Source organism: Pseudomonas savastanoi, assembly GCF_020917325.1.
Taxonomy (GTDB): domain Bacteria; phylum Pseudomonadota; class Gammaproteobacteria; order Pseudomonadales; family Pseudomonadaceae; genus Aquipseudomonas; species Aquipseudomonas amygdali.
The window spans coordinates 2,642,618-2,666,236 of record NZ_CP076652.1; the positions used below are offsets into that span (position 1 = coordinate 2,642,618).

The following is a 23,619-nucleotide window of genomic DNA, read 5'->3' on the forward strand; positions in this document are numbered from 1 at the left end:
GAATAATAATGAGCGTATCGTTCATGATTGGAGAATGAAATGGATCTGGTTCAGCTGGAGATGTTCAAGGCGGTGGCTGAACACGGCAGCATCAGCGCCGCTGCGCAGCATATTCATCGCGTGCCCTCGAACCTGACGACGCGTATCAAACAGCTGGAGCAGGATCTGGGCGTAGACCTGTTCATTCGCGAAAAACACCGTTTGCGACTGTCGCCTGCCGGCTGGAATTTTCTCGATTACACGCGGCGCATACTGGACCTGGTACAGGAAGCGCGGCTGGCGGTTTCTGGCGAAGAACCACAAGGGCCTTTTTCACTGGGCTCGCTGGAAAGCACGGCGGCCGTGAGGATTCCTGCGTTGCTGGCGGTCTACAACCAGCAAAACGCCAAGGTCGAACTGGACCTGTCCACCGGGCCGTCCGGCACCATGATCGACGGTGTGCTTGCCGGGCGCCTGGTTGCCGCGTTTGTCGACGGGCCGGTGCTGCATCCATCACTCGAGGGTGTGCCGGTATTCGAAGAGGAAATGGTCATCATCGCGCCACTCAACCATGCGCCGGTCAAGCGCGGGCGGGATGTGAGCGGTGAAAGCATCTACGCGTTTCGTGCCAACTGCTCGTACCGGCACCACTTCGAACGCTGGTTTACCGAGGACGCCGCAGTACCGGGCAAGATCCACGAAATGGAGTCTTACCACGGCATGCTCGCCTGCGTCAGCGCCGGTGCCGGGTTGGCGCTGATGCCACGCAGCATGCTGGAAAGCATGCCCGGTTGTGCCACAGTCAGTGTCTGGCCGTTGTCCGAAAAGTTTCGTTACCTGCGCACCTGGCTGATCTGGCGTCGAGGCACCGTATCGCGCAGCCTGACCCGCTTCGTGGAGTTGCTGGAAGAACAGGCCAGACCGCCGCAAGCCGGATGAGGTAACGTCGGCAGTTACTGCGCGGCAGATACCCGTCCGGCAATCGCTGCACCCACTTCCTGGGTCGAATGCTTACCGCCCAGGTCCGGTGTGACGTCGCCACTGGCAATCACTTGCTCGATAGCGGTGATGATCTCGTCATGAGCTGCTGTGAAGCGTTCATCGCCCTGGCCGAGGAATTCCAGCATCAGCGCGCCGGACCAGATCATCGCAATCGGGTTGGCGATGTTCTTGCCGAAGATGTCGGGTGCCGAGCCGTGCACCGGTTCGAACAGCGAGGGGAAATTACGCTCCGGGTTGAGGTTGGCCGACGGCGCAATGCCGATGGTGCCAGCACACGCCGGGCCGAGGTCGCTGAGGATGTCGCCGAACAGGTTGGATGCCACCACCACGTCGAAGCGCTCGGGTTGCAGCACGAAGCGCGCGCACAGAATATCGATGTGTTGCTTGTCCCAGCTGATGTCCGGGTACTGACTGGCCATCGCCTCGGTGCGCTTGTCCCAATAGGGCATGCTGATCGCCATGCCGTTGGATTTGGTCGCGGAAGTCACGTGCTTGCGCTCGCGTTTGCTGGCCATCTCGAAAGCGAACCTGAGAATACGGTCCACACCGCGACGGGTGAACACAGATTCCTGCAACACGAACTCGTTTTCGGTGTTTTCAAACATGATCCCGCCCAGCGACGAGTATTCACCTTCGGTGTTTTCCCGCACCACGATGAAATCAATGTCGCCCGGTTCGCGATTGGCCAGGGGGCAGGGCACGCCGGGAAACAGGCGCACCGGACGGATGTTGGCGTACTGATCGAACTCGCGGCGAAACTTGAGCAATGAGCCCCAGAGGGAGATGTGGTCTGGCACTTTTTCCGGCCAGCCCACGGCACCGAAAAAGATCGAGTCGAAGCCTTTGAGCTGTTCAAACCAGTCGTCCGGCATCATCTTGCCGTGCTTCAGGTAGTAATCGCAGCTGGCCCATTCGAAGTATTCGAACTCCAGCTCCAGACCGTGCTTCGCGGCGGCAGCCTGAACCACACGTACGCCTTCGGGCAGTACTTCAAGGCCGATGCCGTCACCGGCGATGGCAGCAATACGCAGTTTCTTGTTGTTCATGTCGGGCACTCTTGTCGGGCGGTTTGTCAGGGATGAGTCACACAGGCCATCCATGCTATAAGCACACGATATAAAGATAATCAGTTGATTAATGGATTGAGAAAACACGAATCGTGAATTATCCAAATCTTGATGACCTGAACGTGTTCATCCACGTTGCTCGACGCTCGAGCTTCGTGGGTGCCGCCAATGAGCTGGGCATGTCCGCTGCTTATGTCAGCAAGCGGGTCAAACTGCTGGAGCAGAATATGGGCGTGGTGCTGTTGCACCGCTCAACGCGGCAAGTATCGATCACTGAAGACGGCGAGCGAGTCTATGAGTGGGCCAAGGGCATTCTGGAGTCGGTGCAGCAGATGGGCGATGAAGTTGCTGCGCTGCACGGCGAGCCCAGCGGCTTGCTGCGAGTGGTCAGCAGCCAGGGCTTCGGTCGCCGTTTCGTAGCGCCTGCCTTGTCAGAGCTGGCGGCGCTTTATCCGAAGCTGGATATACGTCTGGATATTCAGGACCGGCTGGTCGACCTGATCGAGGAGGGCGTCGACCTGGACATCCGCGTCGGCAACGAAATTGCCCCGCATCTGCGTGCAAAGCACCTGGCCAGTAACTGGCGCGTGTTGTGCGCAAGCCCCGCTTACCTGAAACATCACGGGGCGCCACTGAGCATCGGTGAGCTGGCCAACCATGATTGCCTGGTGATCAAGGAGCGCGACCGGCCGTTCGGCATCTGGCATCTCAACGGGCCGCAAGGCGCTGAAACCGTCAAGGTGACCGGCAGCCTTTCCAGCAACCACGGCGAAATCGCCCGCCAGTGGTGCCTGGACGGGCGCGGCGTGTTGCTGCGTTCGCTTTGGGATGTACGTACTGATCTGGCCGAAGGCCGGTTGATTCAGGTGCTGCCGGAATACCGCCAGGACGCGGACATCTGGGCGGTTCATACCTCACCGCTGATGAGTTCGGCCAAGGTCCGCGTCACGGTGGAGTTTCTGCGTGACTACCTCGCTTTGCATCCGTCACCGGCGAACCACTGACGCGTGCCTACCTGCGTCAGTGCGCCCCCGCTGCCTTGTTCAGGTCGCTGTCCATCCATTCGGTGTAGATACACGCGTCGGCAGCGGCCCAGCGCACCCGCACCGGGTCGCCAGCCCGGAGCAGCATGCCGGTCGCTGAAAGCGCTTTGACAGTCATGGCAGTGCCGCCTGTGGTGACCACCGAACAGGTCTGGCTCTCGCCGAGAAAAAGCACCTCAGTGACCTTGGCACTCACTTCGTTCCAGCCTGCTTCAAGTGGTATGTCAGCAGCTTGTTCAACGCTCAGCGCCTGTGCTTTCTCCGGGCGAACCATGAGCAGAACGTCCTGATCGGTCTTCAGGCCCGGGGTCAGGCGAATCGCCAGCGCAAGGCCTTCAAACGTTGCTACTGCGTTGCCCTGTGCCTTGAGCCTGAGGAAGTTCGAGTTGCCGAGAAACGACGCAACGAAGGCATTTGGCGGGTCCTGATACAGGTCATAACCCGAACCCAGACCGACGATTTTGCCGTGGCTGAAAATCGCGATGCGCTGGGACAGGCGCATGGCTTCTTCCTGATCGTGGGTCACATAGACGATGGTGATGCCCAGCCGACGATGCAACTGACGCAGTTCGTCCTGCAGGTCTTCACGCAGCTTCTTGTCCAGTGCGCCCAGCGGCTCGTCCATCAGCAGGATGCGTGGCTCGTAGACCAGCGCTCTGGCAATGGCGACTCGTTGCTGCTGGCCACCGGACAGTTGTGAAGGGCGGCGGTGAGCAAATTCTTCCAGCTGGACGAGCTTGAGCATCGCATCGACTTTCTTCTCGCGCTCGGCCGCAGGCAATTTGCGGATCGCCAGCGGAAAAGCAATGTTGTCGCGTACCGACAGGTGCGGAAACAGCGAGTAGCGTTGAAACACCATGCCGATGTCGCGCTTGTGCGGAGGCACATTGACCAGCGATTTGCCGCTGACCAGGATCTCGCCCGAGCTGGGCGTCTCGAAACCGGCGAGCATTGACAACGTGGTGCTTTTGCCCGAGCCACTGGAGCCGAGAAAGGTCAGGAATTCGCCGTCCTGAATATCCAGGGAAATGTTGTCGACAGCGGCGAAGTCACCGTAGTGCTTGTTCAGGTTGCACAGGCTGACCAGCGTTTTCTGATCCTGATGGGTGGGGTCTTTGATCACGGCACTCATGAAGTACTCCTGGCTTCGTTGCGGCGACGCAGGGTCGCGGCGATGAACATGATCAGCACCGACAGGGCGATCAGCAGCGTTGAGGCAACAGCGATGACCGGCGTCAGGTCCTGACGCAGGGTGGTCCACATTTTTACGGGAAGGGTTTGCAGGGTCGGGCTGGCCATCATCACGCTCAGCACCACTTCATCCCACGAGACCAGAAACGCGAACAGCGCGCCGGCCATCATGCCCGGACGGATGCCGGGAAAGGTCACTTTGTAGATCGCCTGCAAGCGTGACGCGCCACAGATCACCGCGGCATCTTCAATGGACTGGTCGAACAGTTTCAGCGAGTTGATGATCGAGATGATGGTGAACGGCAAGGCGACGATCACATGGCTGACGACGAAGGAAAACAATGTGCCGGTGTAACCGAGTTTGAGAAACAGGGCGTACACGGCAACAGCGATAATCACCAGCGGCACGATCATCGGCAAGGTGAAGACGCCGTACAGAAAATCGCGCCCGGGGAACCGGCCGCGCACCAGCGCGAAAGCGGTGGGCAGGCCCAGCGCCACCGAGGCAATGGTGGTCAGAATCGCGACCTTGAAGCTCGACATGGCGGCCGCCATCCAGTCCGGGTTGGAGAAAAACTGCTGATACCACTTCAGTGTCCAGCCGGGAGGCGGAAATACCAGCCACTGCGATGAACCGAATGACAGCAGGACGATGAACAGGATCGGCAGCAACAGAAACAGCGCGATCAGGCCAGTGGTCAGGTACAGACCCGTACGCAGGCCGGGGCTCATGGCATTGGGTGTCAGGAGCATGGCGGTTTACCTCGCGTTACTGGCACCGACCGGGGATTCCGGCTGGAGCTTCAGGTAGAAGTAGAACAGCACCAGCGTAATCAGCACCAGCAACGCAGCGGCGGCACTGGCCAGCCCCCAGTTGAGGAACGACTGCACCTGCTGGACGATGAATTCGGGCAGCATCATGTTCTGCGCGCCACCCAGCAGCGCCGGGGTAACGTAGTAACCGAGCGACATGACAAACACCATCAGGCCCCCGGAAAACAGTCCCGGACGGCACAGCGGCAGGAATACCCTGAAGAAGTTGGTCCATGGGCTGGCACCGCAGATCGAGCCGGCCTGCAACACCATCGGATCGATGGCCTGCATGGTCGCCTGCAACGGCAGGACAATGAACGGAATCATGATGTAGCTCATGCCGATCACCACACCGGTCAGGTTGTGCACCATTTCCAGTGGCTGATCGATAATGCCCATCGCCATCAGCGCCTTGTTGACCACTCCGGACGCCTGCAACAGCACCAGCCACGAGTAGGTGCGTGCCAGCAGACTGGTCCACATCGACAACAGCACAATGTTCAGAATCCAGCGTCCCCAGCCACGCGGCACCAGCGTGATGACCCAGGCCAGCGGGAAGCCCAGCAGCAGGCTGAACAAGGTCACCAGACCGGCGACGGAAAAGGTATTGAGCAGCACCCGCGAGTAGGCCGAGTTGGCGAACAGTTGTTCGTAGTTGCCAAGGCCCGGCACCGGCTCAAGCACGCCGCGCAGCAGCAGGCCGATCAGCGGAGCGAAGAAAAACAGTCCGAGAAAGATCAGCGCCGGAAGCAGATTGCGGCTGCCACGCCAGCGCTGAGCGAGGGAAGGAGATCGCTGCATGCTCGTCGCCTTGTCGTGTGCCGCGCCGGCGGTGCGCGGAGCACCACCGGCCGGGATGGGTTGACGAGGCGCGACCGCTGTCATTTTTACTTGACCAGCCATTCGTTCCACCGTGTCGCAATGTCCGCGCCATTCTTGGCCCAGTATGCGAAGTCGAGAGTGATTTGATCGGCAACATGGGCGGTCGGCAGGTTAGGTGCCAGTGTTGAGTCCAGGCGTGCAACGCTCTGAGTGTTTACCGGGGCATAGGCACTGAGGTTGGAGAAGTCTGCCTGGCCTTTGGCACTGGTTGCATTGGCGATGAACTTCATCGCGGCATCCTTGTTTTTTGCGCCTTTTGGCACGACCAGAAAATCAGCCATGACCAGGTTTTGTTTCCAGCTCACACCCACCGGTGCGCCGTCCTGTTGCAGGGCATAGACCCGGCCGTTCCACATCTGGCCCATCGACACTTCGCCAGAGGCCAGCAGTTGTTGAGACTGCGCGCCGCCGCCCCACCAGACGATGTCCTTCTTGATGGTGTCGAGTTTCTTGAAGGCGCGGTCGAGGTCCAGCGGGTAGAGCTTGTCGGGGGCCACGCCGTCGGCCAGCAGGGCCAGCTCAAGCACGCCAGGGCTTGGCCACTTATACAGCGAGCGTTTGCCGGGGTAGGTTTTGGTGTCGAACATGGCGGCCCAGTCGACGGGTGGTTTGGCGCCCACTTTGCTTTCGTTGTAGCCGAGCACGAAGGAGAAGAAGAACGAACCGGCACCGTGGTCGGTGACAAAGCGCTTGTCGATCTCGTCGCGTTTGATGGTGTTGAAGTCAAGAGGCTCCAGCAGGCCTTCGCTGGCGGCACGCAGGGCAAAGTCGGCTTCGACATCGACAACGTCCCACTGAACGTTACCGCTTTCGACCATGGCCTTGAGTTTGCCGTAGTCGGTGGGACCGTCCTGCACGACGGTGATGCCGCTGGCCTTGCTGAACGGAGCTGCCCAGGCTTGTTTCTGGAAGTCCTGGGTGGAACCGCCCCAGCTCACGAAATTGACGCTCTCGGCGGCGCTCGCGGCGACACTCGAGAGAGCCAGCACGCCGGCCGCCAGAACTGCTGCTGCACGTTTGTTCAACACCATTTTCACGCCCTCATTTGTTGTGTTTTGAGCGGGCTTTTCTTGCCCGCGTAATCGGGAGCAGTAGGTCCAATGGGCCTTGAAACCTGGTACAGGTCAGGTGCTGTTATTAGTGCTGTCCCTTGCCGGGCGCGCCTGACCAATTCGTGTGTTTATGGAATGTCATATTATGGTATTCCAAACTTTCTGCAAGCGTTTTGCCCTGTCAAAATGCCTTCATCGGGTGTTTTTACGGTAAACCCATGCGGCTGCCGAGCGCAGGCCGTGGGGCGTGCCCGCGGTACTTTTGTCGGTCAGCCGGGAAACGGAATATTTTCAATCACTTCCAGATCGTAGCCGGTCAAACCTGCGTATTTCAGTGGCGGGCCGAGGTGGCGCAGCTTGCCGACACCCAGATCCTGCAATATCTGAGCGCCAGTACCGACCTCGGAATAGATGCGCGATTGCGAGCGGGTGTATTGGCGCGGCTGCTGGGTAAGTTGCGGAATTCGCTCCAGCAACGCTTGTGAGGATTCGTGATTGGCCAGCACCACCACCACGCCGCGACCTTCCTGCGCCACCCGTTGCAGCGCAGCCCAGAGCGTCCAGTTCGACGGGCCGGTGTATTCGGCACCGACCAGGTCGCGCAACGGGTCGACCACATGCACGCGCACCAGGGTAGGGTCGTCGCGGCGGATATCACCCATCACCATGGCCATGTGTACGCCACCTTCGATACGGTCTTCGTAGCTGAACAGGCGGAAGGTGCCATGCACCGTGGGCAGCTCGCGTTCGCCGATCCTGACGATGGTGTGCTCGGTGCTCAGTCGGTAATGGATCAGATCGGCGATGGTGCCAATACGAATGCCGTGTTTCTCGGCGAACAGTTCCAGATCGGGTCGCCTTGCCATGCTGCCGTCGTCATTCATGACTTCGACAATGACCGAGGCAGGCGTAAAGCCAGCCATCCTGGCCAGGTCGCAACCCGCCTCAGTGTGGCCGGCGCGGGTCAGAACACCGCCGTCACGCGCGCGCAACGGGAAAATATGACCCGGCTGCACCAGGTCTTCCGGTACTGCGTGCGGGTTGACGGCGGCCTGAACGGTACGCGCACGATCTGCCGCGCTGATGCCAGTGGTCACGCCCGTTGTCGCTTCGATGGACACCGTGAACGCGGTGGCGAAGACACTGCCGTTGCTCGGCACCATTTGCTCCAGGCCCAGACGCTGACAGTGCTCATCGGTCAGCGTCAGGCAAATCAGCCCGCGTGCTTCCCGGGCCATAAAGCTGATTGCCTGTGCTGAACAGCAATCGGCGGCAAGCAGCAGATCGCCTTCGTTTTCCCGGTCTTCGTCATCAACCAGCAAAACCATCTTGCCCAGGCGGTAGTCTTCAATGATGTCTTCGATGCGGTCGAATGCCATGTTCAGTATCCCGGTTTTATGGGTAGATGAATCGTGGTATACCATAAGACAGAATATTTCACAGATTCCCCATCATTGAAACAGTGAGATCACGATGAAGGCCTATTGGATTGCACACGTCGATGTAACCGACCCTCAGCAGTACACTGAATACACCCAGCGTGCCCCGGCAGCGTTCGTGCTGTTTGGTGGCAAATTTCTGGCGAGGGGCGGGCGTTCCGAAGCGCTGGAAGGGCGTGAGACGCCACAACGCACAGTGATTATCGAATTCGAGTCGTACGAACAGGCAGTCGCCTGCTACCACTCACCGCAATACCAGAACGCCATGAGCCATCGGCAGGGCGCAGCCGAGGCCGAAATCGTGATAGTCGAGGGGCAGCCTTAAGGTGTCAGCTGCAAGCTGCAAGCTTCAAGCTTCAAGCAAATTCAGGTACGCCTCGGACCGCTTAGCTTGCAGCTTGCAGCTAACCGCTTGAAGCTGCTCTTAGCGAATAAAGTGGACCTTGCCGGTGTCGTCGTTGCCGATGTAGATGCCATACACCCCCGCCTGACGCTCTTCGATATAGCGTTCCAGTATCTGGCGGATGGCGGGGTAATAGATGCTGTCCCACGGTATGTCTTCAGGGGCGAAGAATTGGTAGTCCAGGGTTTCCGCGCCGAACTGGCCGGTGACTTCCAGGGCGATGGCACGGAACACGATGTAGACTTCGCTGATCCGCGGCACGCTGAAGATGGAATAGGGCGAGACGATTTCGGCGCGCACCCCGGTTTCTTCCCAGACCTCACGCAGCGCCGCCTGCTCGGTGGTTTCGCCGCTTTCCATGAACCCGGCAGGCAGTGTCCAGGTACCGGGGCGCGGCGGGATGGCGCGTTGGCACAGCAGATATTTGCCTTCCTGCTCGATGATGCAGCCGGCAATGATCTTCGGGTTGACGTAATGAATGTACTGACAACCGCCGCATATCAACCGCGCGTGGGTATCGCCCTCGGGGACGCGCTGAGCCAGGTCAGCGCATCCGCATTGAGGGCAGAAGCGCGGTGTGACCATGTCAGCGCCCTATGCGGGGTTCTTTGAGCGCCACCGGCGCGATGATTTCGCGGACTTTGGTGTCTTCGTCCTGCTTGGATTTCAAATATTCCAGTGCCACGCGTGCGGCGTTGCGCACGTGATCGACCGAGGCCTGATGCGCGGCTATCGGGTCGCCGCTCTTGATGGCCTCGACCATGAGTTCCATTTCCTTGTTGCTCGCACCGCGGCGGTTTTCCTGGGAGACCGAGGTGGCGCGCAGGTAGCTGATGCGCGCCTGCAACTGACGCAGCTGTGTTGCGGCGACGTGATTACCGGAGCCTTCCAGTAGCACATCATAGAAACCCTGAACCGAATCGATCACTTGCTGCAGCTCGCCTTCCTTGAGCGCATGGCGATTTTCCTCCAGGGCTTTTTCCAGCGCGCGAATGTCCTTGGGCTTGGCGCGCAGGGTGAACAGCTGAACAATCAGGCCCTCCAGTACGCACCGCAGCTCGTAGATATCGCACGCGTCTGCCAGGGTGATAATGGCAACGCGCGGGCCTTTGGCATCGGCGAACTCGACCAGGCCTTCGGATTCCAGATGGCGCAGCGCCTCGCGCACCGAGGTGCGGCTGACGCCCAGACGGTCACACAGATCACGCTCGACCAGACGATCGCCCGGCAGCAGCTGAAAATTCATGATCGCGCTGCGCAGCTTGTCCAGCACAATCTCCCGCAGGGTGACGGGGTTGCGGTTGACCTTGAAGGTGTCATCGAGTGGCAGGCGTTTCATCGGGTGTGCTCGGAATGGGGCTGTCAAAGTAAAAACGTGACTGGAAACCGTGGCTGGAAACAAAGTCTCGCTCATGTCGGCAGCCCACGAACCACGCGGGCTGCTGCATGGCCCGGACGCATGACCCGGGTCGCGGCCGAGTTTATCACGCCGATGCCTGCAACCACCAAAACCGCCCGGCGCAGCCTCAGACGATGGCTGGCAGCGCGCCCATCTTGCCCCGGTGATAAACCATTGGTGTGACTGGTACAGCGGGCAAGATCAGGTTTTTCACTGCGCCGACAATGATTGCATGATCGCCACCGTCGTATTCGCGCCAAAGCTCGCATTCAATGATAGCCGTTGCCTTGCCCAGCAGCGGGTTACCCAGCTCGCTCAAGTGCCACTCGATGCCTTTGGTCTTGTCCTTGCCCTTGCTGGCGAACGCGTAGGCTTCGACCTGCTGGTCGGCAGACAGCAAGTGGATGGCGAATTTTTTGCTGTCGCGCAGCACCGGGTAAGTGTCGGATGCGTAGTTGGGGCAGAACAGCACCAGCGCCGGGTCGATGGACAGCGCGCTGAACGCACTGGCGGTGATACCGACCAGATTGCCCTCGGGGTCCAGCGTGGTAACAATTGTGACGCCTGAAGGGAATGACGCCATGACTTCTTTGTAGATACTCGGTTCGATCATCGCAGCGGCCTCGTTAACGCATGACAAATGGATCAGGCATGGGCGCCTGCGAAAGGTTGATCCACACCGTTTTCAATTCGGTGTAGGCCAGTACGGAGTCTATCCCGCTCTCGCGGCCGTAGCCGCTGTTTTTGAAACCGCCGATAGGCGCCATGGCTGACACGGCACGATAGGTATTGACCCAGATGATACCTGAGCGAATATCCCGCGCCAGCCGATGCGCGCGGCCCAGGTCACGAGTCCAGATTCCGGCGGCGAGGCCGAACTGTGAGTCGTTGGCAATGGCCAGCGCTTCGGCTTCGTCCTTGAAGCGAATTACCGAGGCCACCGGGCCGAACACTTCTTCCTGCATGATTTTCATCGAGTTGCGGTCGCATTCGAACAGCGTAGGTTCATAGAACCAGCCTTTGCTGTCCAGCTTCGGGCGCTTGCCGCCCAGACGCAGGCGTGCACCTTCGGCCAGGGCGTCCGCCACCAGACCTTCTACCACGGCCAGTTGCTGGGCCGTGGCCATCGGACCCATTTCGGTGGTTTCATCCTGCGGATTGCCGATCCTGATACGACTGGCGCGCTCGGCCAGGCGTTCGACGAATTCATCGTAGATTTCGGCCTGCACCAGCAGTCGCGAGCCGGACACACAGCTTTGCCCGGACGCCGCATAGATGCCTGCGACTGCACCATTGATGGCGCTGTCCAGATCGGCGTCGGCGAAAATGATATTCGGTGATTTTCCGCCGAGCTCCAGTGACAGTTTGGCGAAATTCTCGGCGCTGCTGCGCACCACGTGGCGAGCCGTGGCCGCGCCACCGGTAAAGGCAATCTTGCGCACCAGCGGGTGGCGGGTCAGGGCCGCGCCTGTGGTCGGGCCGTAACCGGTGATGACGTTGACCACGCCGGGCGGGATACCCGCTTCAAGCGCCAGACGCGCCAGCTCAAGCACGGTGGCCGAGGCGTGTTCCGATGGCTTGAGGACGATGGTATTGCCCGCCGCCAGCGCCGGGGCCAGCTTGATGGCGGTCAGGTACAACGGGCTGTTCCACGGAATGATTCCGGCGACCACGCCCATCGGTTCATGCACGGTGTAGGCGAACAGGTCCGGTTTGTCGAGGGGCAGGGTGCCGCCCTCGAGCTTGTCAGCCAGCCCGGCGGTGTAATGAAAGAACTCCGGCAGGTAGCTGACCTGACCGCGGGTTTCGCGAATCAGCTTGCCATTGTCGCGGCTTTCCAGCTGCGCCAATTGCTCTTTGTTTTCGGCAATCAGGTCGCCCAGTTTGCGCAGCAGCTTGCCGCGTGCCGTGGCGGTAAGGCCACGCCACGCCGGGCCCTCGAAGGCTTTCTGAGCGGACTGCACGGCCCGTTCGACATCGGCTTCGTCGGCGTCGGGCAGTTGCGCCCACGGTTCAGCCAGCGCCGGGTTGAGGCTGTCGAAAGTCTTGCCGGACAACGCATCGACCCACTGACCGTCGATGCACATCTGAAAGCGGGTAAGGCTCATGCAACTATCCCCTTGATCGAGTTGTGGGCAGTCGCCAATTTGTCGAGACCGGTTTTTTCAAAGAAGTCGAGCAACACCTGGTTGACCAGGCGCGGCGACTCAACCGGCATCATATGGCGTTGATCGGGCAGTATCGCGACTTCGGCACCGCTGATGCGCATGGCCAGTTCGCGGGCCATTTCCGGTGTTGATCCAGGGTCAAGTTCGCCAGTGGCAATAAGGGTCGGTGCGCGAATATCGCCCAGATCTTCGGCGCGGTACATATCCTGAGTAGCAAACAGCTTGTAGGTAGTCAGGTAGCCTTGCGGATCGTTACTGGCCAGATTCTGCCGAATGGCCGCAATCTGTGCCGGGTTGGCCGCCTGATACTCACGGCTGAACCAGCGTGACAAAGCTTCGCCTGCGTTGGCGTCCGGCCCGTGCTCGGCGGCCTGGCTGGTGCGCGCAATGACGCCTGCACGCTGTTCAGGGCTGCGGTTGAACACGCTGTTGAGAATCACCAACCCGGCGAGAAACTGCGGAAACTCCAGCGCGAATGCCCTAGCCACCAGCCCGCCCATCGAGAAGCCGACGACCGTCGCCTGAGGCAGTTGTAAATGCTCCAGCAACTCACGCAATTGCTCGGCATAGCCCGGAAGGCCAGTGTCCGGGTCCGGACGCGGGCTGGCGCCATGGCCGAGCATGTCATAGGCGATTACCTGATAATGCGTGGCCAGGCCAACGATCTGGCCGCCCCACATTTCCTTGTTCAGGCCCACCCCGTGAATCAACACCACGGGGTGACCTTGGCCGGTAGCCAGATAGCTGGTACCCGCCGGGGTGTGTTCAGCGGTGAGCTGAATCATGGACCGCTCCTGCGCAGATGACAAAGGTGATCGGGCGACGAGCCCTTCATGAGTTACTGGGCCTTTTCGGCCGCCAGTTCTTCCAGGTCGATATAACGATTGCCGATCCGCGGGTGCAGGCGTCCGCCGTTGGCAGCACCAAGGACTACGATGATTTCGTCGGCTCGGGGCGAATCTTCGATGTGCATCTCCAGCGTGATGTAGTGCGAGCGCAGGCCCTCATCATCCTTGTGCATCATCGGAATCTGGATCGACGTACCTGGGCCACCGCGTTTGTTGGTGAAGCTCAGGTAGCTCTTGGCCTTGACGGCCTCACGGTAATGATTGCCAAAGCGCAGGGTATGGATCACGGCTGAAGCGTGTTCGATTTCGCCGTCCGCGCCGACCACCGCAGCCTTGCCATAGGCCTCGATTTTATCTGCACCGCCAATCGCATCAGTGAGGCGCTTGACCATCAGTTCACCCAGATCCGAGCAGTTGGCACGAATCTCTGGTTTCAGGTCTTCGACGAATCCGCGGCCCAGCCACGGGTTCTTGATCACCACCGCCAGGCCAATCATGGTGACCGGTTTGTCAGTGGCCTTGCCGCCTTCAATGAAGGTTTCTTCGGTGTAATTGACGATTTTGCGAATTTCAAAGCTCATGAACGACTCCCGGATCGAGTGCTGTTGTATTTCGTATGATGGTATACCATAAGATTGGGCGTGCAAATGCTTTCTTTGCGGTGAATACAGGGGCCGGGACTCATCTCATATTCCCGGATCAATACGCACGAACCGCTCTGGCTCGCGCTCATCAATGACCACTCGTCAGGTATGAAGGCAATCACTTTGAACAGGCGTCTTCTGGTCGTGACAGATATTCGGTGAGCCTTAAAAAGCCCTACCGAATTTTTCACCCAAGGAGACTCAGAACATGAAAGCTATCGTCTATGGCGGTCCGCGTGACGTCAGTGTCAAAAACGTACCGGATGCGAAGATCCAGAAGCCAACAGATGCTCTTGTCCGAGTGACCTCCACCAACATCTGTGGCTCGGACCTGCACATGTACGAAGGCCGCACGTCTTTCGAGACCGGGCGCATTTTCGGCCATGAGAACCTCGGCCAGGTGATCGAAGTCGGCGCCGGCGTCGACCGCATCAAAGTGGGCGACTGGGTGTGCCTGCCGTTCAATATTGGCTGCGGCTTTTGCGAAAACTGTGAGAAGGGCCTGACCGGTTATTGCCTGACCGCCAACCCGGGCAGCGCGGGTGCGGCTTACGGCTTTGCCGACATGGGCGATCATGAAGGTGGCCAGGCCGAGCTGTTGCGTGTGCCGTATGCCGACTTCAACTGCCTGCTGTTGCCCGAAGATGCCGCCGAGCGTGAAGAGGATTACGTCATGCTCTCGGACATCTTTCCTACCGGTTGGCATGCCACCGAACTGGCCGGGCTGCTGCCTGGCGAAAGCGTTGCCATCTATGGTGCCGGTCCGGTCGGCCTGATGGCTGCCCACTCGGCGATGATCAAGGGCGCGTCGCAGGTGTTCGTGGTCGACAACCATCCAGATCGTCTGGCACTCGCGGCGAAGATGGGCGCGACGCCGATCAACTCGCTGGAGCAGGGCGCAGTGGATCAGATCCTCAATCTGACCGATGGCAAAGGCACCGACCGTGGCTGTGAGTGCGTCGGTTATCAGTGCTGCGACCGTCATGGTCACGAGGCCAACCACGTCACCATGAACAATCTCGTTGCCTCGACCAAGGCGACAGGTGGAATCGGCGTCGTGGGTGTTTTCGTGCCGCAGGACCCGGGCGCCAAAAGCGACCTCGCGAAGGAAGGCAAGATGGCCTTCGATTTCGGTTCGTTCTGGTTCAAAGGCCAGCAGATTCGCACCGGCCAGGCCAACGTCAAGGCTTACAACCGTCGCCTTGCCGAGCTGATCCACCACGGTCGCGCCAAGCCGTCGCAGATCATTTCCCATCGCCTGAAGCTTGAAGAAGGCCCTGACGCCTACAAGCACTTCGATGCGCGTGATGAAGGCTGGACCAAGGTCGTGCTCAAGCCAGGTGCGTGATAAGCGCAGTTGACCAGGCCTTGCCTGAGAGCCCTTGTCTTATCTGCCACAGGCGATCGACAAGGGCATCAGCACTTCAGTTACAACGTTTTATTTAAAGAGATTTATTCAAATGAACGAAGAATACCCCAAGCCGCCATTTGCCAGTCAGCCACAGGACGTTCCAGGCATGCAGGGCAAGATGGACCCCTATCCCGATTGCGGTGAAAAGAGCTACAAGGGCTCCGGACGCCTGCAGGGCAAGATCGCGCTGATCACCGGCGCCGACAGCGGCATTGGCCGCGCAGTCGCGATCGCCTTTGCACGTGAAGGCGCGCAGGTCGCGATCTCCTACTTGAACGAGCATGAAGACGCGCAAGAAACCAAGCGCTGGGTCGAAGAGGCGGGCCGTAAATGCCTGCTGTTGCCGGGCGACCTGGCACAGAAGCAGCAATGCGAAGACATCGTGAGCAAGACCGTTGCAGAGTTTGGTCGCATCGATGTGCTGGTCAACAACGCTGCGTTCCAGATGACGCATGAAACGCTGGACGAAATCTCCGACGAAGAATGGGTCAAAACCTTCGATATCAACATCACGGCGATGTTTCGCATCTGCAAGGCTGCGGTTCCGCATATGCCGCGGGGTGGCTCGATCATCAATACCAGTTCGGTCAATTCGGACATGCCCAAGCCGACGTTGCTGGCCTACGCAACCACCAAGGGCGCAATCGCCAACTTCACCGGTGGTCTGGCGCAGTTGCTGGGCGAGAAGGGCATCCGCGTGAACAGCGTTGCTCCAGGTCCGATCTGGACCCCGTTGATCCCGGCGACCATGACCGACGAAGATGTGAAAAGCTTCGGTAGCGAGACTCCGCTGGGACGCCCGGGGCAGCCGGTAGAAGTTTCGCCGATCTATGTGCTGCTGGCCTCTGACGAAGCCAGTTACATTTCCGGCTCGCGCTATGCAGTGACGGGCGGCAAGCCGATTCTGTAATTACCCCGACAACGCCTTTTTTGTTGAAACGGTGCTCAAACAGGCACCGTTTTTTCAGGCGTCAATGACACTCTGTATTTGCTCAAGCGGGTACTGCCATTGATTGTCTAATTTCCAGACTGATTCATCCGTGTCTGCGCATATCGGGCAGGCTGTCCGGTCGCCATGACAAGCGACGAAAGCGTGTCGGCATTCATCAGCAATAATGAAGTTCGGGTCGTTGTGTTGCTCAAGAACTCTTGTTTTCGCTCTGCTCGGGTGCGCGCATTCTCGGTCAACGCCTGCATGGCGAATATATAGTTGGCTGGATCGAATCGGTTTTCCCTGGGGCCATGCGTCGAGATTTTTCTTAACGACTTTCGGAACTCGCCTGACCACGTCTTAACCTGTTTGGCATCCGCTCCATTAACGAGGAGCTTACTGGCATCCGTCAGATAATAAAACGCATCCACTGTATTCAGGCGGACATGGGAGGTCTCGTGAATAAGGGATCGTGCAACTTCCAGCACATCGTAGTTGGCAAGAAGAGAGGTTGACACCCCAATCCGTTCGACCGATTCCTGAAACTCGCCTTGAAAATCAGTCGATGCGAGGATGTCCTCGGGTCCGTTAAAAAGAAACAGCGTCAGATCAGAGTCTGGACTGCCGATGGACTCAATGAGCTCCTGCATCTGCCGTAACGAATCTTCCACGTCGATACTCGTAGCAGAGCGCGCGCTCGGATCCAGCGCACCGAAGGTTGCGTCGAATGCCTTTTTTACGCCTCGCCTCGGTGATGCTTTTAGCAGCTCGGAACGCGTGAACTCCAATAACGAAACGGCAACATCCCTAACGTCATACATTTTGGATAGCTGCTCAGGCGCGAACTCGGAAAGGTCCTTTGCAACGACAACTGTAATAGGTACGTCGTAGGGAGCAGCCCCCTGTTGATCAGCAAACCGCAAAGGCGAATTCCTGACAAAACGATACAGATTCATCCCGTCCACTGTGCCCGCCGGGTCCGGATTGATCCATCGCTGCAACCACGGCGCGTAATAGCGCAGGCCGTAGTAGTACAGCCCCGTCGCATCGCGTTCCTTGCCGGAATATCGAATGGTTTTATAGCTGGCTTCAATCGTACTGCGCCCTGCCCACCACGAGGTACCACCAAACGGGTAGTAACTTTCCTGGCTGATGATGTGCGCGTTGTTATCCAGCTCCAGGGTGCCGGACCCCAGATGATCGGCGAAGCTGTAGCGAACCTGATCGTTTTCAAGTCCTTCGGGTTGACCCGCCTGCCAGTGCAATACCCGAGCCTCGTTGCGCCCGGCCTGGGTGACGATAACGTGCAAAGTCTCGGCTGTGGCGCTGTTGCTGTGCACCTCCAGGCCTGGTAAGTAGCGCACTTCGGCACTGTGGACAACGGCTTTCGCCTTGGTCGTATGGATTTTGCGCAGGCGTTGCCCACTGGCGTCGTAGATGTAGCGCTCTTTGTCGTCGTCACCCGCTGCCCGAATCACCGGCCGCACTTGCTGCAACTGATTACGCCAGTCCCAGCTCATCGCTTGCCCGGCTTGCAACTCATTCAGATTGCCATTGGCGTCGAACGCGGCAGTGATGGCCGCTTCATCCGGCGGTCGATCGTTGATAACCGGCAGGCTGCGATTGCTGGTTTGCGAAGTGATCAGGGTGCGCGAGTGGGACTGGGTGCCCGTGTGGGTCAGTTGCAACAGATTGCCGCTCGCATCATAGCGGTAGGTTTGCGTGTAATTGGCCAGCTGCGTCAGGTCGAGCGGACACTGGAAGGATGGAAAAACAGGGCCTTGATTGAGTTTCGCAGACTCCGTGCCCGTAGCCTGGATCAACTGATACAGCGTGTCGTATTGATAAGTCGACACCGGCTCAATGCGCTGACCGGCATAACACCGTGTCGGCTGGGTGCGATCCTCGATACGCAGGACATTGCCCATCGGGTCGTAGTCATAGAGCAGATGTTGCAGCAGTTGACCATCTGCCCGTGTGCCTTTGAGTTCAATCAGACGGCCATCTGCGGCGTCGTGCACCGCCTTGGTCACAACGCCGTTGCCAGCCGTTTCCGAGGTTACGTGGCCTTGAGCGTCGTAATCGATACTGTGAACCAGAACTCGCTTTGTCTGTCCGGGGAGGCTAAGTGAAATGGCCTCAATATGACCTGCCACAGTATGGGCAAAGGTCTGGACGTTACGCTGCGCGTCCGTCTGCGAGATGACATCGCCAAGCGGACTGTGTGCCCAGCGCGTAGTTGCGCCTGGACCAGATTCGAGCAAGACGTCACGTTCTGCCAGCAGTTCTGGCCAGTCGACATTTTCGGGATTGAAGTGGAAATGCCGCGTCTGTTCAAGCACGCCACCCGCCAAGGCGAACTCGTTATCCATTCGCGAACCAGCCGGGTCATCATGGCGTATACATTGGCCGCACTGATTATGGCCCTTGGTATCCGGCCCGCCGTATTGCCGCCGCTCGACGCAGCGTCCGTTTTCAATGATGGCAACGGGTCTGAGTAGGGCGTCATACTGCATACTCTGCTCAGTCCCACGCCCATCCCAGCCAGCCACGATCTCGCCGCCTTCACCGGCCAACATCAGCCGCCAACCGGCATCAACGCTGTCGCTGAAAAGCGCCTGACCACTCATGGAAAACACAGTAGCAAGATTGACGGCAGCCTGGCTTTCCCAGAGCCTTGCATCCCAGCAGTTGACCGGATGCCCGGCAGCATCATGAGCCACGCGGTTTATAAGTACTGCCGGCGTGTCCGTGGCCTGGTTGCGCCAAAAATCAATCGCGCGAATCTCCAGGCCGCGTGGCTCAATGACACTCAGGCGGGGCGTATGATGATGCAATGCGGCAGACTGTACGTTCATGATCACGTCATCCCTGACTGGTGACTTGAGTCCAGGCTATGTAAGTAAAGTATCGTCGTAAGTGCAGCATAGCGCAGGCCGATGAGACCACCGGCTTCAAACGTGTTGTGAGCCTGTCGACGCGCGTCATGACGCGTCGCAAAATCGACGAGCCGTAGTGCTTGTCATTTTTGCCGATGGCCGGTGCTGATCAGCGAGCCTGATCCGTCGGTCACACCGTTCCTTTCAGCGACTTATGGAGAAATTGTTCATGTATCCAGACGTACAGCTTTATATCGATGGTCAATGGCGCGCAAGCCGCGACAATCGCACGTTGTCAGTCATCAATCCGGCGACGGGCGAGGCGCTGGGCACTGTGGCGCATGCCGCTATCGCCGATCTTGACGAAGCCCTGGCGGCGGCCGAGCGTGGCTTTGCCACCTGGCGCGCGACCTCGGCTTATGATCGCTACAAGCTGATGCAGAAAGCTGCGAACCTGATTCGTGAGCGCGCGGACGGCATCGCCCGAATCATGACGCAGGAGCAGGGCAAGCCCTTGGCCGAAGCGCGCATGGAAACCCTGTCGGCGGCTGACATCATCGACTGGCTGGCCGAAGAAGGGCGTCGCAGTTATGGTCGTCTCGTGCCGTCGCGGGGCGTGTCCATCGAACAGAAAGTCATCAAGGAGCCGGTCGGCCCGGTCGCTGCGTTCACTCCCTGGAATTTCCCGATCAACCAGGTGGTGCGCAAGTTGTCCTCGGCACTGGCTGCGGGCTGCTCGATCATCGTCAAGGCCCCGGAAGAAACGCCAGCGTCGCCTGCCGAGCTGATTCGCGCTTTCGCCGATGCCGGTGTGCCGGCTGGCGTCATCGGTCTGGTCTACGGTGATCCGGCAGAAATTTCCGGCTACCTGATCCCGCATCCGGTCATTCGCAAGGTCACGTTCACTGGCTCTACGCCGGTCGGCAAGCAACTGGCCGCATTGGCTGGCAAGCACATGAAGCGGGCAACCATGGAACTGGGTGGTCATGCACCGGCGCTGGTGTTCGATGATGCGGATATCGACCTCGCCGCTCGCGTGCTGGCCACCGCCAAGTTCCGTAACGCCGGGCAGGTCTGCGTGTCGCCGACCAGGATTCTGGTGCAGCGCAAGGTACTCGACGCGTTCACCGAGAAATTCGTTGGCCTGACTCGCGAAATCAAGGTGGGTAACGGTCTGGAGGCGGGCACCACCATGGGCCCTGTGGCCAATGATCGACGTATTCCTGCGCTGGTCGATCTGATCGATGACGCGGTGCGTGGTGGTGCGACGCTGTCTGCCGGTGGCAAGGCTGTCGAGGGGGCGGGCTATTTCTTCGAGCCGACCGTGTTGAGTGGCCTGAAGCCGCAGATGCGCATCATGAATGAGGAGCCTTTCGGCCCTGTCGCGTTGCTGGTGCCTTTCGACACGCTAGAGGAGGCGATTGCCGAGTCAAACCGCGTGCCGTTCGGGCTGGCATCCTATGCCTTCACCACGTCGATGAAGACTGCGCAAGCGCTGAGTACCTTTATCGAAGCGGGGATGCTGTCGATCAATCATCAGGGCATCGGCTTGCCGGAAGTACCGTTCGGCGGGATCAAGGATTCCGGTTACGGTTCTGAAGGCGGCACCGAGGCCATTGAGGCCTACCTGAATACCAAGCTGGTCACTCAATACAACTGAGTACCACTCGGGGAAATAAAAAACGGTCGCGATGTGCAAGCATCGCGACCGTTTTTCGTTGCCAGCGTGACTCAGTCTCTGGCTTGAATACCGGTCTGTCTCATGACCAGATTCTTTTCCTTCTTGTACTGCAGGGCCACTTCGGGCGCTGGGCCGCTCTGACCGGTTTCCATCCACTTGCGTATACGGCTGGCGTCGGCGAAGTGGGTGTACTTGCCGAAAGCATCGAGAATAACCACGGACACAGGACGATTAGCCATGCTGGTCAGCAGCACAAGGCAGTGGCCGGCCTGATTGGTAAAACCGGTCTTGGTCAGCTTGATATCCCAGTTGTCCTTGCGCACCAGGTGGTCGGTGTTGCTGAAACCCAGGGTGTAGGTCGGTTTGCGGAACGTCACCGTCTTTTGCTCGGTGGTGCTCAGTTCACTGAGCATCGGGTATTTGCGTGCCGCCATCACCAGCTTGGTGAGGTCGCGTGCGGTCGATACGTTGTAAACCGACAGGCCGGTAGGTTCGACATAGGCGGTATGTTTCATGCCCAGCGCCTTGGCCTTGGCATTCATCGCCAGAATGAACGCGGGATAACCACCGGGATAGCTGTGCGCCAGGCTCGCCGCCGCGCGGTTTTCCGATGACATCAGGGTGATCAGCAACATGTCGCGGCGGTTCATTTCGCTGCCGAGTTTAACCCGGGAGAACACACCTTTCATTTCCGGGGTCTGGGAGATATTGACCGGTATGACTTCGTCCATCGATTGTTTGGCATCAAGGACTACCATCGCGGTCATCAGTTTGGTGACCGAGGCAATTGGCACAATCACGTCCGGGTTGCTGGAGTACAGGACCTTGTCGGTTTGCAGGTCGATGACCATTGCGCTGCCTGAGGCGAGGTGCAGATTGGAAGGATCACGATTCAGAACAGCGGATTCGTTTGCCAGCGTGGTAGTGGAAAGCGCCGGGCCGGTAAGTACAAATAATAGGCCCAGAAGAGACAGACGAATTTTCAAGAGCAAGGCTCACTCGATAAAGGTGGTAATGGAAGGGATCGCGTCAAAACGCTGCATTTTATGAGCAGACTTTGCGGTATGTCGATGGGTGTCGTAGGGCGTTTCATTAATAAATGCAGGAAATGGGATTTCGTTAAGTTGCGGTTAAGTGGCTTTTTGCTTTCAAAGCTGTTTAAAACCGAACCACAATTGAATAGTCGTGGTGTGAAAGGCCTGCACCGATTAGCATTCCATGCCATTCAGGTCACCGATTCAAGGAGTCATGCAATGCTCAAGGGGTTTGTCAGCAAGGATTACGCGGTACTGGTGATCATCGCTTCGCTGGTTGTCATCCTGCTGCTGGGTGTCGGCTTTACATCGCGCCCCAGTGACTGGGCAGGCTGGATGCAGGCCATCGGCCTGATCGTGGGCTTGATGGTTGCCGTGGCTGTACCCGCCATTCAGCGCAAGCAGGAAGCGGAGCAGGCGCGCAAGCAGATACGCGACCGCGAAGTAGGCTATGCCCGGCGCATGCAGTATCTGTGTGGCGAATTGAGCGAATTGCAGGGCCGTATCAGTCTCAATCTGACGCATCTACGCGCCACTGACCGGCACAGCTTGAAATACACGTTGCAGGATTACCTGCATCGTTTGTTCGAGTCTCACAAACAGGACCTGAACGATGATCGCGTGGTGCTGGCTCACGAGTTGCGTCAGGTTGCCAATGACCTGATCGATGAACTCGACAGTGGTCGTACCGATCGTGTGGTGTTCATGGCACTGGAAAAGCGCCTGCAGAAGCTGGCGCATCGTTGTCAGGTCAATGCCGCTATGGCCGAGCGCGGCTGAGGCGGATCGTCTGCTTTCCCTGGCTCAAAAAAAGCCCGCCTTCAAAGAGGCGGGCAAGGGGATGTGCGGAGCAACGCACGAGGTTCGCAGAAAAAATCAGCTGTTGAGGGGCTGGCACTGCATTTGCCGGGACAACTCTTCGGCGACAGGCAAAGACGCCAGAGGGCCGCTGACCGGCTCGCCATCCTGAATCAGGTACCAGCAGGCCAGCAGACCTCGCTCTCTGAGCGGCGCTGGAACTGCACTGCCGACGACGGACATGATGTGTACCTTGGTCATAACTGCCTCCTCAATCCATGCCGCTACTGTAGAGGCCGATCGGGAAAGGTAGAAATCGACACTCTCAATAGTGGTCATTGATAACAACGAGGGTCGGGCACATTGCATTGGCAGGCGATAGTGTGAGCACAGCAATGAAAAACCCGCCTGAAGAGGCGGGTTTTTTGTTCGGTTACCAGCGGCCGCGTGGCGGGCCGTAGTAATAGCCCGGGCCTGGTGGTGGCCCGTAGCGATGGTAGTAGCCTGGCGGTGGAGGCGGTGGGTAGCGCTCGACAACCTGGTAGACCGGGGCCGGCTGATAATAGACCGGTGGTGGTGCGTAGTAGACCGGCTGTTGTTGCACATAAACCGGCTCGCGCTCTACGTACACGGTTCTATCGCGACTTGAAGATACCGCCGCCCCGACAACGGCAGCGCCTACGATAGCACCTACCACGGCAGGGCCACCCCAGCCACGGTCAGCATTCGCCTGGCCAGCAAGGGCCAGGGCACCTACAAACAAGGCGATCTTGGGGATTTGACGAATCATGATTGTTCCTCGCTCTCAACCCGTTGTCGCGCGCCTGCATCACTCTCAAGCACTGCCACGGGATAACACTATGACATCGAAATTGTAAGAATCTGCGAAAGTGCTGAGTAAATTTTATGTAAGGTGTGCGGCGCGTGTCCTCGCGTTCACTGGTGCGTAGCATAC

Annotated in this window: 23 protein-coding genes; 7 read left to right on the top strand and 16 right to left on the bottom strand. The window is 58.8% G+C overall.

The window, feature by feature from the left end:
• The first annotated feature begins 39 nt into the window (after positions 1-39).
• Positions 40-918, top strand: coding sequence for a putrescine utilization regulator PtrR (gene ptrR, locus KP808_RS11480; protein WP_230018496.1), 879 nt, complete (start codon positions 40-42; stop codon positions 916-918).
• Positions 919-932: 14 nt separating this feature from the next.
• On the opposite strand, the gene KP808_RS11485 is transcribed toward ptrR, so the two are convergent.
• On the bottom strand, positions 933-2,027 hold the full coding sequence (locus KP808_RS11485) for a tartrate dehydrogenase (RefSeq protein ID WP_004658150.1): 1,095 nt from the start codon (positions 2,025-2,027) through the stop codon (positions 933-935).
• A 113-nt stretch (positions 2,028-2,140) separates the two neighbouring features.
• On the opposite strand from KP808_RS11485, the gene KP808_RS11490 reads away from it, so the two are divergent.
• Complete coding sequence (locus KP808_RS11490; protein ID WP_057401419.1) at positions 2,141-3,052, top strand: LysR substrate-binding domain-containing protein; 912 nt, start codon at positions 2,141-2,143, stop codon at positions 3,050-3,052.
• A 16-nt stretch (positions 3,053-3,068) separates the two neighbouring features.
• Here the strand turns inward: KP808_RS11490 and KP808_RS11495 are convergent, their stop codons facing one another.
• From KP808_RS11495 to ribBA, 5 genes are all read right to left on the bottom strand, one after another.
• Entirely contained in the window at positions 3,069-4,223 is a 1,155-nt protein-coding gene (locus tag KP808_RS11495; RefSeq protein ID WP_058428007.1) for an ABC transporter ATP-binding protein, read from the bottom strand.
• The gene (locus KP808_RS11500; RefSeq protein WP_005733390.1) at positions 4,220-5,035 is read right to left on the bottom strand and encodes an ABC transporter permease; all 816 of its coding nucleotides are present in this window, start codon (positions 5,033-5,035) and stop codon (positions 4,220-4,222) included. The genes KP808_RS11495 and KP808_RS11500 overlap by 4 nt, the downstream gene beginning before the upstream one ends.
• A 6-nt stretch (positions 5,036-5,041) precedes the next feature.
• Positions 5,042-5,998, bottom strand: coding sequence for an ABC transporter permease (locus tag KP808_RS11505; protein ID WP_005743539.1), 957 nt, complete (start codon positions 5,996-5,998; stop codon positions 5,042-5,044).
• Positions 5,983-7,008, bottom strand: a complete 1,026-nt coding sequence (locus KP808_RS11510) for an ABC transporter substrate-binding protein (protein WP_122281354.1) — start codon at positions 7,006-7,008, stop codon at positions 5,983-5,985. Before KP808_RS11510 ends, KP808_RS11505 begins: the two co-directional genes overlap by 16 nt.
• Positions 7,009-7,298: 290 nt before the next feature.
• Entirely contained in the window at positions 7,299-8,408 is a 1,110-nt protein-coding gene (gene ribBA / locus KP808_RS11515) for a bifunctional 3,4-dihydroxy-2-butanone-4-phosphate synthase/GTP cyclohydrolase II (protein ID WP_230018498.1), read from the bottom strand.
• 94 nt (positions 8,409-8,502) lie between these two features.
• Between ribBA and KP808_RS11520 the strand changes: the two genes are divergently transcribed.
• Positions 8,503-8,793, top strand: coding sequence for a DUF1330 domain-containing protein (locus KP808_RS11520; RefSeq protein WP_230018500.1), 291 nt, complete (start codon positions 8,503-8,505; stop codon positions 8,791-8,793).
• Between the two features lie 99 nt (positions 8,794-8,892).
• Here the strand turns inward: KP808_RS11520 and KP808_RS11525 are convergent, their stop codons facing one another.
• The 6 genes from KP808_RS11525 to KP808_RS11550 form a co-directional block, all read right to left on the bottom strand.
• Complete coding sequence (locus KP808_RS11525) at positions 8,893-9,456, bottom strand: NUDIX hydrolase (protein WP_230018502.1); 564 nt, start codon at positions 9,454-9,456, stop codon at positions 8,893-8,895.
• Between the two features lies 1 nt (position 9,457).
• A complete protein-coding gene (locus tag KP808_RS11530; RefSeq protein WP_230018505.1) occupies positions 9,458-10,210 on the bottom strand; it encodes a GntR family transcriptional regulator in 753 nt (250 codons plus the stop codon).
• 187 nt (positions 10,211-10,397) lie between these two features.
• Complete coding sequence (locus KP808_RS11535; RefSeq protein WP_002553606.1) at positions 10,398-10,883, bottom strand: flavin reductase family protein; 486 nt, start codon at positions 10,881-10,883, stop codon at positions 10,398-10,400.
• 13 nt (positions 10,884-10,896) lie between these two features.
• The gene (locus KP808_RS11540; RefSeq protein WP_230018507.1) at positions 10,897-12,378 is read right to left on the bottom strand and encodes an aldehyde dehydrogenase; all 1,482 of its coding nucleotides are present in this window, start codon (positions 12,376-12,378) and stop codon (positions 10,897-10,899) included.
• The gene (locus KP808_RS11545) at positions 12,375-13,223 is read right to left on the bottom strand and encodes an alpha/beta fold hydrolase (protein ID WP_230018509.1); all 849 of its coding nucleotides are present in this window, start codon (positions 13,221-13,223) and stop codon (positions 12,375-12,377) included. The genes KP808_RS11540 and KP808_RS11545 overlap by 4 nt, the downstream gene beginning before the upstream one ends.
• Before the next feature lie 53 nt (positions 13,224-13,276).
• On the bottom strand, positions 13,277-13,867 hold the full coding sequence (locus tag KP808_RS11550) for an amino acid synthesis family protein (RefSeq protein WP_058407484.1): 591 nt from the start codon (positions 13,865-13,867) through the stop codon (positions 13,277-13,279).
• A 271-nt stretch (positions 13,868-14,138) separates the two neighbouring features.
• Between KP808_RS11550 and KP808_RS11555 the strand changes: the two genes are divergently transcribed.
• Together KP808_RS11555 and KP808_RS11560 are read left to right on the top strand one after the other, a co-directional pair.
• Complete coding sequence (locus KP808_RS11555; RefSeq protein ID WP_003318011.1) at positions 14,139-15,278, top strand: glutathione-independent formaldehyde dehydrogenase; 1,140 nt, start codon at positions 14,139-14,141, stop codon at positions 15,276-15,278.
• Between the two features lie 112 nt (positions 15,279-15,390).
• Complete coding sequence (locus KP808_RS11560; RefSeq protein ID WP_010411343.1) at positions 15,391-16,251, top strand: SDR family oxidoreductase; 861 nt, start codon at positions 15,391-15,393, stop codon at positions 16,249-16,251.
• 107 nt (positions 16,252-16,358) lie between these two features.
• Here the strand turns inward: KP808_RS11560 and KP808_RS11565 are convergent, their stop codons facing one another.
• Positions 16,359-19,130: an RHS repeat domain-containing protein gene (locus KP808_RS11565; RefSeq protein WP_230018511.1), complete on the bottom strand. Its 2,772-nt coding sequence runs from the start codon at positions 19,128-19,130 to the stop codon at positions 16,359-16,361.
• A 250-nt stretch (positions 19,131-19,380) separates the two neighbouring features.
• Here KP808_RS11565 and KP808_RS11570 point away from each other — a divergent pair, with 250 nt between their 5' ends.
• A complete protein-coding gene (locus KP808_RS11570) occupies positions 19,381-20,811 on the top strand; it encodes an NAD-dependent succinate-semialdehyde dehydrogenase (RefSeq protein ID WP_044309622.1) in 1,431 nt (476 codons plus the stop codon).
• Positions 20,812-20,882: 71 nt separating this feature from the next.
• Here KP808_RS11570 and pbpG read toward each other — a convergent pair whose 3' ends face one another.
• Positions 20,883-21,818 (bottom strand): D-alanyl-D-alanine endopeptidase, encoded by a 936-nt coding sequence (gene pbpG, locus KP808_RS11575; protein ID WP_407692670.1) that lies wholly within the window; start codon positions 21,816-21,818, stop codon positions 20,883-20,885.
• A gap of 267 nt (positions 21,819-22,085) precedes the next feature.
• On the opposite strand from pbpG, the gene KP808_RS11580 reads away from it, so the two are divergent.
• Complete coding sequence (locus KP808_RS11580) at positions 22,086-22,646, top strand: hypothetical protein (protein ID WP_057442399.1); 561 nt, start codon at positions 22,086-22,088, stop codon at positions 22,644-22,646.
• A 96-nt stretch (positions 22,647-22,742) separates the two neighbouring features.
• Here the strand turns inward: KP808_RS11580 and KP808_RS11585 are convergent, their stop codons facing one another.
• Both KP808_RS11585 and KP808_RS11590 read right to left on the bottom strand, forming a co-directional pair.
• Positions 22,743-22,925 (bottom strand): hypothetical protein, encoded by a 183-nt coding sequence (locus tag KP808_RS11585; RefSeq protein WP_005743550.1) that lies wholly within the window; start codon positions 22,923-22,925, stop codon positions 22,743-22,745.
• Positions 22,926-23,097: 172 nt separating this feature from the next.
• Positions 23,098-23,454, bottom strand: coding sequence for a hypothetical protein (locus tag KP808_RS11590; RefSeq protein ID WP_002553616.1), 357 nt, complete (start codon positions 23,452-23,454; stop codon positions 23,098-23,100).
• Positions 23,455-23,619 lie beyond the last annotated feature (165 nt).